Raw genomic sequence first — 15,740 nt, forward strand, 5'->3', positions numbered from 1 at the left:
AACTCTGAGGTTTTATGATGATGCGTAAAGGGCTGTTTACCGCTTCCGCTGGCCTGTTGCTGCTGGCAACTTCTGCACTGGTGCAGGCAAAAGATTTTGGCACACTGAAATTCGCAACCGAAGCGGCTTATCCTCCGTTCAACCAGTCTACGCCGAGCGGCAAGATTGTTGGCTATGAGCCCGATATGGTGGCGGAACTGGCGAAACGTGCAGGCTTCAAATATGAAATCGTGGCGCAGAAATGGTCTGGCATGATCCCGGGCCTGGTCGATGGCAAATATGACGCGGTTATTGATGCTGTAACCGTCACGCCTAAACGTGAAGAAGTGGTGGATTTCACCCATCAGTACACTGTGAGCGTGTCTGGTTTTGTGACCCTGAAAGGTAGCGCTGTAGATACTTTGCCGGGTAACGGTGAAGTCGTTCAGGCGGGTGATGAGGCGGGCATGACGAAAGCTATCGATGCGCTGAAAGCGAAATTCAAAGGTAAAACCATCGCGGTGCAGGTCGCGACTATTCAGGCTGATTTCCTCAACAAATATCTGGCTGACGTTGCCACCATCCGCACCTATCAGGCTGGCCCGGAAACTTTTGCTGACCTGCTTAACGGTCGCGTTGATGCGGTAATGGCGTCACGCACCAACCTGAATGCCTATGTGAAAAAACACACCGATACCGTGAACAGCACCGGTTACGGCTTCTCCGGCGGCGTGTTAGGGCAGGGTTCAGCGATTGCCATTCAGAAGAACAACCCGGAGCTCAAAGCGGCGCTGGATACGGCTTTAGTTTCAATGATCAAAGATGGCACGCTGAAACAGCTATCAGAAAAATGGTTCGGCGAGAACGTCGCGCCTGCGGAGTAATGCTAAGCGCTTATGACTATTGACTGGCAATTGTTAGGTTTTGGTGACGAAGGCTGGGGCGGCGTCTTGCTTGACGCCGCCACGGTGACCGTCACCGTTTCTTTGTGTGCATGGCTGCTGGGCGCAGTGCTCGGCAGCCTACTCTGTTGGATGCAAATAGGTGGCGCGCGCTGGCAACAGCGCCTCGCTAATGGCTATATCACGCTGTTTCGCGGCGTCCCTGAACTGCTGGTGATCTATTTGTTTTACTTCGGCGGACGCCAGGTGGTCTCCTTCGTCGGGGAAACATTAGGCATGCAGGGGCCGTTTGATGTTAACGGTTTTGTCGCCGGGGCTATCGCCATCGGATTGATCTCTGGCGCTTACCAGAGTGGTGTGTTTCGTGGCGCATTTTACGCCATCCCGAAAGGCACGCTGGAAGCGGCTACGGTGACAGGTATGGGACGACTGATGTTGTTTCGTCGCATGATCGTGCCGCAGGCGCTTCGCACCGCGCTGCCAGGCATGGGGAATCAATGGCAATCAGTGATCAAAGAGTCTGCACTGGTTTCCGTCACCGGCTTAGTGGAAACCATGAACCAGATTTCCACTGCATCCAACTCCACGCAAATGCCGTTTTTCTTTTACAGCGTTGGCGCGGTGATCTACCTGATCATCACCACCTGTTCCGATTTTGTTTTCCGCTATGTGGAAAAAGTGGCCATGCGCGGGCAACAACGCGCGCGGTTGTAAGGAGCCACGATGGATTTCACGTTCTTACAGCATACGCTTGCCGCGTTGCTACGCGGTTTACCACTGACCCTTAATCTGGCCGTTTTATCACTGCTGGGTGGGGGGATTTTAGCGTTATTGCTTAACCTGTTGCGCCAGAATCGCTATGGTAGCGTCTTTGCCCGCTTTTACGTTTGGCTGTTCCGCGGCACACCCTTGTTAATCCAGATTTTTATGATCTATTACGGATTGGGGAGTTTACCGGCAGTGCGCGAAAGTGTGCTGTGGCCGCTGCTGCGCGATCCCTACTGGTGCGGGTTGATTGCGCTGGTGCTTAACGATGCGGCTTACACCTCGGAGATTCTTCGTGGTGGTCTTAATGCCGTTAGCGTGCAGTCGCTTGAGGCAGCCAAAGTTAGCGGTATGTCGCGCTTCACGACGCTGCGCCGCATCACCTTGCCGCTCGCCGTGCGTCAGGCGTTGCCTGCTTACAGCAATGAAATTATCTCGATGATCAAATCCACTTCACTGGTCAGCACCATCAGCCTGATGGAAATGACCGGTATCGCGGACTCGATTGTGTCGGAGACGTTCCGCGCGCTGGAGGTGTTTATCAGTGCGGCGATCATTTATCTGCTGCTGACTGTGCTGGTCAGTAAAGCGGTGGCGCTGCTGGAGCGCCGTTTGTCACCTTATCATGTTGGAGCACGTCAATGAGTAAACCCACTATCGCCCTGAGTCATCTCAGAAAAAGTTATAGCGGGCATGAGGTGCTTCATGACATCAGCCTGACGGCGCAGGATGGCGACGTGATATCACTGATTGGCGCCAGTGGTTCCGGAAAAAGTACGCTATTGCGCTGTATTCCGTTTCTTGAAGTGCCGCAAGGCGGGGAAATCGCGGTCGGGGATGAGGTGGTCACCATTGACAATCCCCACGAGAAACTCAGCCGTGAGCAGCAGCGTCGTATCAAACTGATGCGCATGCAATTGGGTTTTGTCTTCCAGAGTTTCAATCTGTGGCCGCACAAAACGGTGCTGCAGAACATTATTGAAGCGCCGGTACATGTGCAGAAACGCAGTCAAAAAGAGGTGATTGAAGAAGCCGAAGCTCTGTTGCATAAAGTCGGGCTGTATGAAAAGCGCAACGCGTGGCCATCGCAGCTTTCAGGTGGGCAGCAGCAGCGTGTGGCGATAGCGCGTGCGTTGGCACAGCAGCCCAAAGCGCTTCTTTTCGATGAGCCCACCTCCGCTCTCGACCCTGAACTGGTGGGCGAAGTGTTACGGGTGATCCGCAGCCTGGCTGAAGAGGGACGTACGATGATCATCGTCACCCACGAAATGGGCTTCGCGCGTGATGTCTCCAACAAAGCGGTGTTTCTGCATCAGGGCAAAATCGAAGAGTCGGGGCCGCCACAGCAGGTGTTTACTGATCCGCTCTCAGACCGGTGTCGCGCATTTGTGAGTAGTCACTTGCAGCGTAATAGTTAACCTCCTTTCAAACCCGCTTCGGCGGGTTTTTTCATATCCAAACCCGCTAATAAGTAATTTTATTGGTTAACAATCCCACTCTGAAATACATTAACTTTTAGGATGTTTCTTGCGATTTATCTTAACGATTTCAGTTAATAAAACAGTGTATACAACATAAATTTTCAGACCCTTCCTGGGCCTGAACCGCGCTTAACTTCAACGACTTAAAATAAAAAGTAAGAAATTTCCTATATAAATCAGATCACAAAGATCATCTTACCCTGTTGCTATCCGCATTGAGCCTAAGATATATTCGCGCAGAATCACACAAGGAAAGTGTGCTTAAAGCGTGCTTTCCGCGCTTCACTTACAGGAGTAAATATGAGTAATTCTTATCAAAATGAAATACCCAAAGCGCGCGTTAACATCAAACTCGACGTTCATACAGGCGGCGCTGCACGCAAAATGGAGCTGCCGCTCAAACTGCTGGTGACCGGTGATTTCAGTAATGGTCAGGAAGATCGCGTGCTGAGCGAACGCGAAAAGGTCAACGTCAATAAAAACAACTTCGACAGCGTGCTCGCTGACTTCTCGCCATCAGTACGGCTCACCGTACCGGATACCTTGTCAGCGGATGGCAGTGAACAAGCCATCAATCTGACCTTCAGTAACATTAAAGACTTCGAACCTGAACAGGTCGCCCGCCAAATTCCGCAACTCAAAGCGATGCTCGCGATGCGCAATCTGCTACGCGATCTCAAATCCAATCTGCTCGATAACGTCACTTTCCGCAAAGAGCTGGAGATCATCCTGAAAGACCCGGCACTGAGTGACGAACTGCGTTTAGAACTTTCTGCACTTGCCAGCGATAACGGCTGAACCCTTTTAACGGACTAAATGAGAGACGATGCTGATGTCAGTTCAGAATGAAACCCTGTCTTCCGGTGGCACCACCGTGCTTGAAAACTCTGCGGCGGAAGGCGTGTACGCCTCGTTGTTCGACAAAATTAATCTTAATCCGGTTAGCTCACTGAGTGACCTGAATGTCTGGCAAGACAATCAGGCGATGTCAGACGCCACTGCTGACGAGCGCGTTACGGCGGCGATGCAGGTGTTTCTTAATCGCTTAAAAATCAGCGGTGAGAAAGTCGAAAAACTGGATAAAAACCTGCTGGATCACCACATTGCCGAGCTGGATTATCAGATCAGCCGCCAGTTGGATGCGGTGATGCACCATGACGAATTCCAGAAGGTGGAATCGGTGTGGCGTGGATTGAAATCACTGGTGGATAAAACTGATTTCCGTCAGAACGTGAAGCTGGAAGTGCTTGATGTGTCGAAAGAGGATCTGCGTCAGGACTTCGAAGACGCACCGGAAATTATCCAGAGCGGCCTGTACCTGCAGACTTACGTTGCCGAGTACGACACGCCGGGCGGCGAACCGATTGGCGCGGTGATCTCTGCCTATGAATTCGATGCCTCTGCGCAGGATATCGCGCTGCTGCGTAATATCTCGAAAGTTGCGGCATCGGCCCATATGCCGTTTATCGGTTCAGCGGGTCCGGCATTTTTCCTCAAGGATTCGATGGAGGAAGTGGCTGCCATCAAAGACATCGGCAATTACTTTGATCGTGCTGAATACATCAAGTGGAAATCCTTCCGCGACACCGATGATTCACGCTATATCGGCCTGACCATGCCGCGTGTGCTGGGCCGTTTGCCGTACGGACCAGATACCGTGCCGGTGCGCAGTTTTAACTATGTTGAAGAGGTGAAAGGGCCGGATCACGATAAGTATCTCTGGACCAATTCGTCTTTCGCTTTCGCCGCCAACATGGTGAAAAGCTTTATCAACAACGGCTGGTGCGTGCAGATTCGTGGCCCACAGGCGGGTGGTGCGGTGCAGGATCTGCCGATTCACCTGTATGACCTCGGCACCGGTAATCAGGTGAAAATCCCTTCTGAAGTGATGATCCCTGAAACCCGCGAGTTTGAATTTGCGAACCTCGGTTTTATCCCGCTTTCGTACTACAAGAACCGTGATTACGCCTGCTTCTTCTCCGCAAACTCCGCGCAAAAACCGGCGCTGTATGACACCGCAGATGCCACCGCCAACAGTCGCATCAATGCGCGCCTGCCTTACATCTTCCTGCTATCACGCATCGCGCATTATCTGAAGCTGATTCAGCGCGAAAACATCGGCACCACCAAAGATCGCCGCTTGCTGGAACTGGAGCTGAATACCTGGGTGCGTGGATTGGTAACTGAAATGACCGATCCGGGCGATGAGTTGCAGGCTTCCCATCCGCTGCGCGATGCCAAAGTGATTGTGGAAGATATCGAAGATAACCCGGGCTTCTTCCGCGTGAAGCTGTTCGCAGTGCCGCATTTCCAGGTGGAAGGCATGGACGTCAATCTGTCGCTGGTATCTCAGATGCCAAAAGCGAAAGCGTAAGGCGGCTATCGGGAATGAAAATTTACCGTCCGTTATGGGAAGACGGCGCGTTTCTGACGCCGCAACAGTTCCAGCAGCAGGCTATGTGGGACGCGCACGTGGCAGGTACCGTCGCTGGCATGACGCTAGCACACCCCTGGGGCGTGCTGTGTGCCGAATTCGACGAGGGCGCGCTGGCGCTGTCAAAGCTGAATGCGACGCACATCGCCGTCCGTTTTGCCGATGGCTCCCTAGTCGAAACCCGTCTGGCTGACACTCTGCCACCTGTCTGTGAGTTAACTGATGTGACGGACCGGGACAGCGTAGAGGTGGTACTGGCGCTGCCGCTGATCAACGCCAACGGCGGTAATCTGGAAAACGGTGCGGACAGCGAACGTCCGCGCCGCTGGGTCGCCACCCGGGAGCGCGTGCAGGAGCTGGCCGGTCACGAGCGTACCGAGATTGCGGTACAGCGTTATGCGCTGCGCCTGCGGCTGGCGCATCAGGAAAACGTGGCGTACCTGACTTGTCCGGTTGCCCGTCTGGTGCGCAACGCTCAGGGGCAGTGGATGCGCGACACCACGTTTATTCCCCCCATGTTGTCACTGGCTGCGAGCCCGGCGCTGGTCGCGGCGCTGGGTGATCTGCTTCATCGCCTGCAGGCACGCCGTCAACGTCTGATGCAACTGCGCCGCGAGAGTAACGAACGCATGGCGGATTTTGCCGTGTCCGACGTTTCTCTGTTCTGGCTGCTCAATGCGCTGAACAGCGCGGAGCCGGTGCTGACAGAGTTGTATCAGTCACCGTCGCGGCATCCTGAACTGCTTTATCGTGAGCTGGTGCGCCTTGCGGGCAGTCTGCTGACATTTTCCCTCGAGAACGCGCCGGACGATATCCCGGCCTATCGGCACAACGCGCCAGAGCAGGTTTTCCCGCCGCTTTTCACGTTGCTGGATACGCTGCTGGAGGCAAGCCTGCCTTCTCGCGTTATCGCCATCGACCTGGAAAAACAGGGCGTGCTGTGGAGGGGAAAACTCCACGATGCACGACTGCGCGAAGGTGCGGACTTTTATCTGTCCGTTCGCTCTTCCCTGCCGAATCACGAGTTTCAGGCACGCTTCCCGCTGTTGTGTAAAGCCGGCAGCCAGGACGATGTTTCTGAGGTGGTGAATATTGCGCTGAGCGGTATGGTCATCCGCCCGCTGCCACATGTTCCTGCGGCCATCCCGTTACGCCTGGAAAATCAGTATTTCGCGCTGGATCTCTCAACGGATGCGGCTCGGGCAATGCTGGCCTCCGGCGGCTGTACCTTCTACACGCCGGAATCGCTCGGTGAGCTGAAACTGGAACTCTACGCGGTGCTGCGCTCATGAATAATCCCAACAAACTGACAGAGCATCTTTTTTTTCAGGGCTGGCTGATGGTCAGCCAGCTGCGCTGCGGACAGCAAATTGAAAACGGCGACGCGCTATACCGACGCGCGGCGGGCTGGGTGAAATCAGCCCGCGAGGCGCTGACTGAGGCCGGGTTCAGCGAGGCCAGCCGTGACCACATGCTTTATGCCTTCTGCGTGCTGCTGGATGAGGCAGTGCTAAACAGAGGGAGTCAGGACGATGGCTGGCTGCGCTGGACCCGTGATCCGTTGCAGGTGCGCTTCTTTGGTTCACTGAACGGCGGTGAAGCACTCTGGGATCGCATCCGCACCGTGCTGAACGAACCTGCAGCAGACATTACGGTGCTGATCTGCTTTTACCGCACCCTGCAGTTGGGGTTCGTCGGGCATTACCGCGCGCAGGATGACGAACGTCGTGAAGACGTGGTGAGTGCGCTGGCTGCCCGCGTGCCGCCTTTTGCGCTGCCGGAAGATGCGCCGCTGGTGGTACGGCCTGCAGGTCTGCGCAGCGGACGCCGCTTTTACTGGCTGAGCTGGGTGGCAGCAGTGGTGCTGCTTGGCGGGCTCTGGTTCGTGCTGGAGTCAAGGCTGGCAGAGATGGTGTCGCGCATGGCAGGTGCACAGTAATGGTCCGACCCGATTCACGTCAGGGACTGACGCTGCTGGCAGCCGTGCTCGCTATCCTGCTGGTAGTGGGCTTTTCGGGACTGAAGCCGTTGAACACGGTGGCGCTCTGTGTGCTGGTGCTGCTAGTGGCCGGTTTTCTTCTGTGGCATTTGCAGCGTAATGCCACTGATCACCAACCGGACATTGATGCCAGCCTGCCGCCGGAAACATATTGCGGGCCGGTAATTCTGGTTATCGGGGATACGGCACCGTTGTTTGGTGATCTGACACACCGCGAGACCCGGCTGGGGTGGTATCTGAACGTGCGCCAGCCTGGTGAACTGCCCGCGCTGGCGGAACGGCTGGCACAGCAGTATTCGGCGCTGCTACCTCAGCTTTCAGTGATGCTGGCGATCATCCCCGGGCAGCACACCTCCGCTGACATATTGACACAGCAGCAGAGTGGATGGCTGCGGGCCTATTCACAGTGCCGGCTTGTGCTGAAAGGGTTGCTGCCATTGTGGACCGTGATATGGGGCTCATCAGTGGATGAGCACACGCACTGGTTCAGCTTTACGCCAGAACATCCGCAGTTTCAGTTTCATCCGGAAAATGACGCCCGCCTTTCGCTGGCGGAGTGGATCACCCGGGATCCCCTGCATTTTCATCACGCACTCAGACTGCAAAGCCTGATGCAATGGTATGCGGGGCAGTTCGCGGCTTCGCACACCGCAAGCTCGTGCCAGATCGGCGTTTGCCTGACGCCAGTACAGTCGCTGCCGGGCAACCTGTGGCAGCAGCATACCGTCGGGCTGACCACACTGTCGCCTGAAAACTATGCGTCTCCGCCTTCACTGCCGCTGCCGGACGTCCTGCTGCCTGGTATGCCACTGCGGAAAGGCATCAGCCGCTGGCTGCTCACGGCGCGTAGGGTCGGGATGATGCTGGGCCTGTTTCTGGCGCTGGCCATGCTTGCTTCCTTTATTCATAACCAACGCCTTGTGCGCAGCGTGGCCGATCACCTTGCGCTGTGGCACAGCCTGCCGGAGGGCGCTGTTGCAGCGAAAACACTTGCTCGCGATGCGCTTATCCGTGACCGCACGCAGCTTGATGTCTGGCAGCGCAGCGGTGAACCACTGCGATATGGCGTGGGACTTTATCAGGGCCTGCGGCTCATTGCGCCGGTAAACGCAGCCATCCATCGCTGGGCACCGCCCCCCGCGCCAGCACCCGTAATTCAGCAGGTAGTGGAGGGACCGCAGACGGTGCGGCTTGACAGCCTGTCGCTGTTTGAATCGGGCAAAGCGGCGCTGAGGGCGGGGTCCGACAAAGTACTCATCAATGCACTGGTGGGCATCAAGGCACGACCCGGCTGGCTGATTGTCGTCGCTGGCCATACCGACAGCACCGGCAATCCCCGGCTCAACCAGGCGCTTTCACTACAGCGCGCCGGAGCGGTGCGCGACTGGATGCGTGACACCGGCGATGTGCCGGAGAGCTGCTTCGCGGTACAGGGCTACGGTCAGGATCGTCCGGTTGCAACAAACGAGTCGGCGGAGGGGCGTGCGCTCAACCGCCGGGTCGAAATCAGTCTGGTGCCACAGGCGGATGCCTGCCGCGTGCCAGACGCACAAACCCGGTCATCACAGGATGATGGCCATTCTCAGTCTGAAAAGGAGTAACAACATGGCAATTCCAGTTTATCTGTGGCTGAAGGACGACGGCGGCGCGGACATCAAGGGTTCAGTAGACGTGCAGGACCGCGAGGGCAGCATTGAGGTGGTGGCACAGGAGCATAACCTGTACATCCCGACCGACAACAACACCGGCAAGCTGACCGGCACCCGCATTCACACGCCGTTCCTGTTCACCAAGGAAATCGACTCGTCGAGCCCGTACCTCTACAAGGCCGTGACTACCGGTCAGACCCTGAAGTCGGCGGAGTTCAAGTGGTATCGCATCAGCGACGCAGGACAGGAAGTCGAGTACTTCAACACCAGGCTTGAGAACGTGAAGGTGGTGAAGGTGAATCCTGTCATGCACGACATTAAGGATCCTTCCAAAGAGAAGCACAACCATCTGGAGATGATTGAGCTGCGCTACGAAAAAATCACCTGGACCTACAAGGACGGCAACATCATTCATTCCGATTCCTGGAACGAACGCGCCACCGCGTAAGCCCGTGCGGACGGTTCGCCGTCCGCTTTTTCAGGTCTGCGCCTGCGCGCGGGTGCAGCCCTGAAAAACACACTGATGTACAGATACCTCAGACCTTATGGGCCTCGGTTAACGGCCAGGGGCGGTAGCGTGCCTGAAACGGAGAGAACACCTATGGAACACCAGTCTGCAGCGCTGCTGCGCCGTCTTAATCCCTTCTGCGCCCGTGCGCTGGAGGCCGCTGCCTCGCTGTGCCAGACCCGCGCGCACGCGGAAATTTTCCCCGAGCACTGGCTGCTGAAGCTGCTGGAGCAGGGAGAGGGCGATATCACGGTGATGGCCAGGCGCTATGAGTGGGACATGGACGGCGTCTGGCAGGGGCTGCTGGACTTTCTCGACGGTCAGCCTCGCCTGGTGCGCAGCCGCCCGGAATTGTCCTCCCGTCTGCACCACCTGCTGAAGGAGGCCTGGCTGGCGGCCTCGGTGGACGGTGAGGAGCGTATTCGAAGCGTACACCTGCTGACAGCCATCATTGGCAACCACTCGCTGACTCGCTGTGACGCACTCTGGCCAATCCTCACGCTGAGCCCGCGCCAGATGGCGGCGCTGCGCCCGCCGCTGGACGAGCAGTCGGACGAACGACCCGACGCGCTGCAGCCGAACGAACCTCTGGGGTGCTTGAACGCAGAGGAGTGCGAGCCACCTGCGCTGGCGGGCGCTGCGCCTGCTACCACCGCTGAGGCGCTGTCCCGCTTCACCCGCGACGTTACCGCCGACGCGCGGGGCGGGAAGATTGACCCGGTGTATGGGCGCGATAATGAAATCCGCCAGATGGTGGACATCCTCTCGCGTCGCCGCAAGAACAACCCGATTCTGGTGGGCGAACCAGGCGTGGGCAAAACTGCGCTGGTCGAGGGGCTGGCGCTGCGCATTGCGGAAGGCAACGTGCCAGCCAGCCTGAGCACGGTCAGCGTGCGCACCCTGGATCTTGGCATGTTGCAGGCGGGTGCGGGCGTGAAGGGTGAGTTTGAGCAGCGCCTGAAGAACATCATTACTGAGGTGCAGCAGGCTGAGCAGCCGGTGCTGCTGTTCATCGACGAGGCCCACACCATCATCGGCGCGGGCAATCAGGCAGGCGGCGCGGATGCAGCTAACCTGCTGAAGCCCGCACTGGCGCGCGGCGAACTGCGCACCATCGCCGCCACGACCTGGAGCGAGTACAAGCAGTACTTCGAGAAGGATGCCGCACTTGAGCGCCGTTTCCAGATGGTGAAAGTCGATGAGCCGGACGACGAGACCGCTTGCCTGATGCTGCGTGGCCTGAAGTCTCGCTACGCGCAGCACCACGGTGTGCACATCACCGACGAAGCCGTGCGCGCCGCCGTCACGCTGTCCCGTCGCTACCTGACCGGACGCCAGCTGCCGGACAAGGCGGTAGACCTGCTCGACACCGCGAGCGCGCGCGTGCGCATGAGCCAGGACACGGTGCCGGAAGCTATCACGCAGCTGCGTGCCCGCACCGATGCCCTGAATATTGAGAAGCGCGCTATCCTGGATGATCAAGCGCTGGGCGGCACCGTTCAGGAGGCGCGCATGCATGACATTCTGAAAGAACTGGCCAACGCGGATGAACGTCTCGAACAGCTGGAGCTGAGCTGGGTGGCCGAGCGTGAGCTGACGGAGACGCTGCTGCTCAGCCGGCAGGATGCTTCTCAGCAGGTGCGCCGCTTTGAACTTCAGTCCGCTCTTCATGCGCTGCAGCAGGGGGAGCCGCTGATGACGCTGGACGTGGACGCGCGCACGGTGGCGGGGGTGATTGCAGACTGGACCGGCGTGCCGCTCTCTTCCTTAATGAAGGACGAGCAGACGGAGCTGCTGACGCTGGAAAAGGCGCTGGAAGCGCGCGTGGTCGGCCAGCCGATGGCGTTGAACGCCATTGCACAGCGCCTGCGCGCGTCGAAAACCGGCCTGACTGCCGAGAACGGGCCACAAGGTGTGTTCCTGCTGGTGGGCACCAGCGGTACGGGTAAAACGGAAACCGCGCTGGCGCTGGCCGACACCCTGTACGGCGGTGAGAAATCGCTGATTACCATCAACCTCTCTGAGTATCAGGAGGCACACACGGTAAGCCAGCTCAAGGGCTCACCGCCGGGCTACGTGGGCTACGGGCAGGGCGGCGTACTGACCGAGGCGGTGCGCAAACGCCCGTACAGCGTGGTGCTGCTTGACGAGGTGGAGAAGGCGCACCGCGACGTGATTAACCTGTTCTATCAGGTGTTCGATCGGGGCTTTATGCGCGACGGCGAGGGGCGGGAGATTGACTTCCGCAACACCGTTATCCTGATGACCTCTAACCTCGGCAGCGACGCGTTGATGCAGAAACTGGACGAACAGCCGGACGCCAGTGAAGCTGACCTGCAGGAACTGCTGCGCCCGGTTATCCGCGACCATTTCCAGCCCGCGCTGCTGGCGCGCTTCCAGACGGTGATTTATCGCCCGCTGGCTGCAGAAGCGATGCGCACCATCATCGAAATGAAGCTTGGCCAGGTCAGTCAACGGCTACAGCGTCACTACGGCCTGGCAACAGAAATTTCAGCGGCGCTGTACGACGCCCTGACTGCCGCCTGCCTGCTGCCAGACACTGGCGCGCGCAACGTCGACAGCCTGCTCAACCAGCAGATTTTACCGGTGCTGAGTCAGCAGCTTTTGCAATATCAGGCCAGCGGGCAGTTGCCTGGCACTCTCAGCCTGGACTGGAACGAAGAGGACGGTGTGCTGATGACATTTGAGAATCTCATTCATGAACAAAACTGAAAGAGATGCGGCAGCCAAAGAAGGTAGCCTGCGGCTGATGAGTAAAGGGGAAATCGTGCTTGCCAGGACGGTGTTCCGGGACAAAATTGATTATCACAAGGTATGGATCCATAAAGACAACTATCTGCCGTTTGGTTTGCAAAATGAAGCTGTTGCTATGACGCCGAAGGGAGAAATATTTTACCGTCCGCCACTTTACCGGAACGATTTTGTTGACCTGGCTCAGAGTGACCTTGCCGACAGACATACTTTTATACACGAGCTCAGCCATGTATGGCAGCACCAAAAGGGAATGTGCGTGATATGTAGGGGGCTCATAAGCTGGCTGGCGAGCTATCGCTATGAACTGGATGGACGGCTACTGAGTGAGTATCCGATGGAGCAACAGGCACAAATTATTGCAGATAATTTTCTACTGGCGAGTGAGGGGTATAATACATTTATGGAGTACCGGCGTCGTAGTTATGTCACGTTGGACGGAAACCTGGATGAGTCTATTATTTCGCAGAAATATAAACATGCGTTGAGAGGATTCCCTTGGTGAATGTATCTCAGAGGATAATTAGTTGCAGGTTGGCTTTGTCAGTAATCGTATTTCTCCTGGCAGGATGTCCAGGAGACAGGTTCACGCTTTCAGATACTGCTCCTCTCAGCATAGATGCTGACCGCATCTGCTTCACTGTATTAAAACCTGATGATTATTCACTTTCATATTTTGACCTCTTTGAAAGAGGAAATCGGAACTCTGTTAAGCACCCAGAAATAGCAGAATACAAAACCGATAACAGCCTGCTTCTTTGCTTGGCTGAGGACACAGTAAGCGATTCAGAAATTGTTTATGTTGCGCAGTTTGGTCTGACGACACAGACCAAACGTAAACCGATTCGGAAGTTTTCTGTGGCTTTTAAAGCTGAAAAAACGGGATTTATCAGTGTTCCGCTGCTGCAAAACGAAATCAGTTATTACATGGGGCGGGGATATTAGCGGTTCAGTTTATCAACGGACTGACCCGCACTAATTTCATACAGAGGACGTTTCTTCGTCTTATGTGTAATCAGGCTATGTGCGTTATCTATCGCGGTATGCTCAGTTTTATGGCTACATATGCTTATGATCTTGACGGCCGACTATTGAGTGAATACTCGATGGAGCAACAGGCTCAAATAATTGCTGATAACTATATTCTTACTGAGTGGGGATTTGGTCGATGGAATGAGTTAAGGTTGTATGACTATGTCAAATCTGTTAGAGCATTGAGTGAGCCTGAAGCCTGTTTAGCTTATATGAAAGCACTGAGAGGTTTTACATGGTGAAATTTATGAAATTATATTTCATCGGCATATTCACATGCTTCGCTATAGTCGGGTGTACTTTGGGAGAAGATCCTGTCGAGTTTGAACGCGATGCCGATATGAGCGTTATTGATGATATGCTATGTATAAATATACCCCAAAGCAAAGCGTATTATTTCAGTGTGATTTCAATAAAAAATAAAGGTGGATCAGGGCCTAGGAAAACAATCGATGGCAGCGACTTAATAGCAGTAAATAATAAACGCTGCATGCCATTACCCTGGTTGCCTGCATCAGAAAAAAAAGAATATATTATTCATTATGGCCTATTGTCCAGGCTGGAAACACTTCCATCCTTTAGAAAAGTAGCGGCCATAAGGTTGAAGAATAGTCGGGTCTATAATTTTCCATTAAAAAGAGAAGATTATTTCCCAAGCTTCATCTCTGAGTGAGATTATGTTGACGGAAAAACGGACTTTTAAATATCGTTAGCAAACCAACTTACCCAGCCTGTTCTCGATGAAAGGTATAGATGTGTTCTCTGAGGTTTTCCATGTTGAAGGATGATTTTATCCCAAGAGTAAATTGGTTGCCTATGATTGTTGCATTTATCATAACTGGTTGTATTGGAGAAAAGGTCACGTTTTCTGAAGTGGCTAAGGTTGAAAGTAAAGGAAATAAAGTGTGTTTTAAAGTCAGGCGCGTCGATGATGTTACAGTGGGAAATATAACCATTTTTAAACGGGGGCAAAGCGAAAATAGAGAGTTTGTGGGGAGGGATGCTGTGGAGGTAGTCAATAATGAGTATATATGCTTAAACGATTTTACTTCCATGGATTTAACTAAGGGAAAGTATATTGTCAGGTTTGTTTTGAATCAGAGTGGAAATCGACAGAATCTACGGCTTTTCTCCACTGCGATGGAATTTAAAGATGGAGATTTTGTGAATATTCCATTGCAACAGGATGAGGTTGTGCATTATCTTGGTCGAAGAATTTGATAGATTTTAAATACTTCTTCCTGTCAAATAAATTTAACGCATAAATAACAAAGTGATTTTTTCAGGTGCGACCTTGATATTAAAAAAGTGCTCTTTACTCATGGTGTTTGTATTGTCAGGTTGTATTGGCGATAAATTTACACCTTCTCAGCAAACGTTGGTCAGCAAAGTTGATGGCCGCATATGCTTCACTGTATTAAAACCTGATAATTATTCATTTTCATATTTTTACCTCTTTGAAAGAGAAAATCGGAACTCTGTTAAGCAGCCAGGAATAGCAGAATATAGAACCGATAACAGTCTGCTTCTCTGCCTGACTGAGGACATTATCAACAGTTCAGAAATTGTTTATGTTGCTCAGTTTGGTCTGACAACTCAGACCAAGCGTAAACCGATCAGGAACTTTTCCGTGGCTTTTAAAGTTTACAACACGGGCGTTATCAGCGTTCCCCTTCAGCGAAACGAAATCACCTATTACATAGGCCGCGGATATTAGCGTTTAATTTTATTAAATGCCTGACCGTTTCAACTCAATACACTGAATTCTTATCTAACCCGCTTTCCTGAAAGGGATTGAACCATCCGTCATCACGGAGCGAATGACAATGACCCCAAGTGAAATGTTACTTAGCGCAGCATCGGTTTTATCCTCTACCCAGAATCGCTACTCTCTTCACATTCCCGCCTGCAATGCTGTTATTGATGTTGAGAGTCTGAACGGTACGGAAACGCTGAGCGCGAATTACCAATATGACGTGCTTTTCACCAGCCCCGATAAAGACATCTCGCCAGAGAAGATGCTGCGCAAAGCGGTAACGCTGACCATGAGAACCGGCTCTCTGCTGGAACCCGATTCGCAGAAAATTGTTCACGGTTATATCACTGACTTCCGCCGTCTGACGGGTTCCGCAGACCAGGTTAGTTATCTCATTATTATTGAACCCCGCTTTGCGCTTCTGGATAAGCAATACCGCTCACATCGCTTCTTTGTGAATAAA

Annotated in this window: 17 protein-coding genes; all 17 read left to right on the plus strand. The window is 54.2% G+C overall.

Annotation, left to right across the window (positions count from 1 at the left end):
- Nucleotides 1–14 precede the first annotated feature (14 nt).
- Complete coding sequence (locus tag WFP70_RS25295) at nt 15–863, plus strand: transporter substrate-binding domain-containing protein (RefSeq protein ID WP_230599012.1); 849 nt, start codon at nt 15–17, stop codon at nt 861–863.
- A 12-nt stretch (nt 864–875) separates the two neighbouring features.
- Nucleotides 876–1,595 carry an ABC transporter permease gene (locus WFP70_RS25300; RefSeq protein ID WP_045816766.1) on the plus strand — a complete coding sequence of 240 codons (720 nt, stop codon included), beginning with the start codon at nt 876–878 and terminating at the stop codon, nt 1,593–1,595.
- Between the two features lie 9 nt (nt 1,596–1,604).
- On the plus strand, nt 1,605–2,291 hold the full coding sequence (locus tag WFP70_RS25305) for an ABC transporter permease (protein WP_045816765.1): 687 nt from the start codon (nt 1,605–1,607) through the stop codon (nt 2,289–2,291).
- Nucleotides 2,288–3,064, plus strand: a complete 777-nt coding sequence (locus WFP70_RS25310) for an ABC transporter ATP-binding protein (RefSeq protein ID WP_160834542.1) — start codon at nt 2,288–2,290, stop codon at nt 3,062–3,064. Before WFP70_RS25305 ends, WFP70_RS25310 begins: the two co-directional genes overlap by 4 nt.
- Before the next feature lie 363 nt (nt 3,065–3,427).
- Nucleotides 3,428–3,925 (plus strand): type VI secretion system contractile sheath small subunit, encoded by a 498-nt coding sequence (gene tssB / locus WFP70_RS25315; protein ID WP_337024779.1) that lies wholly within the window; start codon nt 3,428–3,430, stop codon nt 3,923–3,925.
- A 28-nt stretch (nt 3,926–3,953) separates the two neighbouring features.
- Complete coding sequence (gene tssC / locus WFP70_RS25320) at nt 3,954–5,501, plus strand: type VI secretion system contractile sheath large subunit (protein ID WP_337024780.1); 1,548 nt, start codon at nt 3,954–3,956, stop codon at nt 5,499–5,501.
- A 14-nt stretch (nt 5,502–5,515) separates the two neighbouring features.
- Complete coding sequence (gene tssK, locus WFP70_RS25325) at nt 5,516–6,853, plus strand: type VI secretion system baseplate subunit TssK (protein ID WP_337024781.1); 1,338 nt, start codon at nt 5,516–5,518, stop codon at nt 6,851–6,853.
- Nucleotides 6,850–7,500, plus strand: a complete 651-nt coding sequence (tssL, locus tag WFP70_RS25330; protein WP_337024782.1) for a type VI secretion system protein TssL, short form — start codon at nt 6,850–6,852, stop codon at nt 7,498–7,500. The genes tssK and tssL overlap by 4 nt, the downstream gene beginning before the upstream one ends.
- On the plus strand, nt 7,500–9,161 hold the full coding sequence (locus tag WFP70_RS25335) for an OmpA family protein (protein WP_337024783.1): 1,662 nt from the start codon (nt 7,500–7,502) through the stop codon (nt 9,159–9,161). The genes tssL and WFP70_RS25335 overlap by 1 nt, the downstream gene beginning before the upstream one ends.
- Before the next feature lie 4 nt (nt 9,162–9,165).
- Nucleotides 9,166–9,657, plus strand: a complete 492-nt coding sequence (hcp, locus tag WFP70_RS25340) for a type VI secretion system effector Hcp (protein ID WP_058960474.1) — start codon at nt 9,166–9,168, stop codon at nt 9,655–9,657.
- 153 nt (nt 9,658–9,810) lie between these two features.
- Nucleotides 9,811–12,450 (plus strand): type VI secretion system ATPase TssH, encoded by a 2,640-nt coding sequence (gene tssH, locus WFP70_RS25345; RefSeq protein WP_337024784.1) that lies wholly within the window; start codon nt 9,811–9,813, stop codon nt 12,448–12,450.
- On the plus strand, nt 12,437–12,994 hold the full coding sequence (locus WFP70_RS25350) for an ImmA/IrrE family metallo-endopeptidase (protein WP_337024785.1): 558 nt from the start codon (nt 12,437–12,439) through the stop codon (nt 12,992–12,994). The genes tssH and WFP70_RS25350 overlap by 14 nt, the downstream gene beginning before the upstream one ends.
- Before the next feature lie 35 nt (nt 12,995–13,029).
- A complete protein-coding gene (locus WFP70_RS25355; RefSeq protein ID WP_337024786.1) occupies nt 13,030–13,434 on the plus strand; it encodes a putative T6SS immunity periplasmic lipoprotein in 405 nt (134 codons plus the stop codon).
- A 334-nt stretch (nt 13,435–13,768) separates the two neighbouring features.
- Nucleotides 13,769–14,194, plus strand: a complete 426-nt coding sequence (locus WFP70_RS25360) for a putative T6SS immunity periplasmic lipoprotein (RefSeq protein WP_337024787.1) — start codon at nt 13,769–13,771, stop codon at nt 14,192–14,194.
- Nucleotides 14,195–14,295: 101 nt separating this feature from the next.
- On the plus strand, nt 14,296–14,742 hold the full coding sequence (locus tag WFP70_RS25365; RefSeq protein ID WP_337024788.1) for a putative T6SS immunity periplasmic lipoprotein: 447 nt from the start codon (nt 14,296–14,298) through the stop codon (nt 14,740–14,742).
- Nucleotides 14,743–14,842: 100 nt separating this feature from the next.
- Nucleotides 14,843–15,238, plus strand: a complete 396-nt coding sequence (locus WFP70_RS26855; protein ID WP_097117600.1) for a putative T6SS immunity periplasmic lipoprotein — start codon at nt 14,843–14,845, stop codon at nt 15,236–15,238.
- 109 nt (nt 15,239–15,347) lie between these two features.
- On the plus strand, nt 15,348–15,740 hold a 393-nt coding region (locus tag WFP70_RS25370), incomplete at its 3' end, for a phage late control D family protein (protein WP_337024789.1).

Origin of the sequence: Pantoea sp. USMM079 (assembly GCF_037153115.1) — a bacterium.
GTDB lineage: Bacteria > Pseudomonadota > Gammaproteobacteria > Enterobacterales > Enterobacteriaceae > Pantoea > Pantoea communis.

Excerpts from the sequence above, each read along its gene's own strand:
- WFP70_RS25295 (WP_230599012.1), top strand. The coding sequence starts at position 15 with ATGATGATGCGTAAAGGGCTGTTTACCGCTTCCGCTGGCCTGTTGCTG.
- WFP70_RS25300 (WP_045816766.1), top strand. The coding sequence starts at position 876 with ATGACTATTGACTGGCAATTGTTAGGTTTTGGTGACGAAGGCTGGGGC.
- WFP70_RS25305 (WP_045816765.1), top strand. The coding sequence starts at position 1,605 with ATGGATTTCACGTTCTTACAGCATACGCTTGCCGCGTTGCTACGCGGT.
- WFP70_RS25310 (WP_160834542.1), top strand. The coding sequence starts at position 2,288 with ATGAGTAAACCCACTATCGCCCTGAGTCATCTCAGAAAAAGTTATAGC.
- tssB (WP_337024779.1), top strand. The coding sequence starts at position 3,428 with ATGAGTAATTCTTATCAAAATGAAATACCCAAAGCGCGCGTTAACATC.
- tssC (WP_337024780.1), top strand. The coding sequence starts at position 3,954 with ATGCTGATGTCAGTTCAGAATGAAACCCTGTCTTCCGGTGGCACCACC.
- tssK (WP_337024781.1), top strand. The coding sequence starts at position 5,516 with ATGAAAATTTACCGTCCGTTATGGGAAGACGGCGCGTTTCTGACGCCG.
- tssL (WP_337024782.1), top strand. The coding sequence starts at position 6,850 with ATGAATAATCCCAACAAACTGACAGAGCATCTTTTTTTTCAGGGCTGG.
- WFP70_RS25335 (WP_337024783.1), top strand. The coding sequence starts at position 7,500 with ATGGTCCGACCCGATTCACGTCAGGGACTGACGCTGCTGGCAGCCGTG.
- hcp (WP_058960474.1), top strand. The coding sequence starts at position 9,166 with ATGGCAATTCCAGTTTATCTGTGGCTGAAGGACGACGGCGGCGCGGAC.
- tssH (WP_337024784.1), top strand. The coding sequence starts at position 9,811 with ATGGAACACCAGTCTGCAGCGCTGCTGCGCCGTCTTAATCCCTTCTGC.
- WFP70_RS25350 (WP_337024785.1), top strand. The coding sequence starts at position 12,437 with ATGAACAAAACTGAAAGAGATGCGGCAGCCAAAGAAGGTAGCCTGCGG.
- WFP70_RS25360 (WP_337024787.1), top strand. The coding sequence starts at position 13,769 with ATGAAATTATATTTCATCGGCATATTCACATGCTTCGCTATAGTCGGG.
- WFP70_RS25365 (WP_337024788.1), top strand. The coding sequence starts at position 14,296 with ATGTTGAAGGATGATTTTATCCCAAGAGTAAATTGGTTGCCTATGATT.
- WFP70_RS26855 (WP_097117600.1), top strand. The coding sequence starts at position 14,843 with ATGGTGTTTGTATTGTCAGGTTGTATTGGCGATAAATTTACACCTTCT.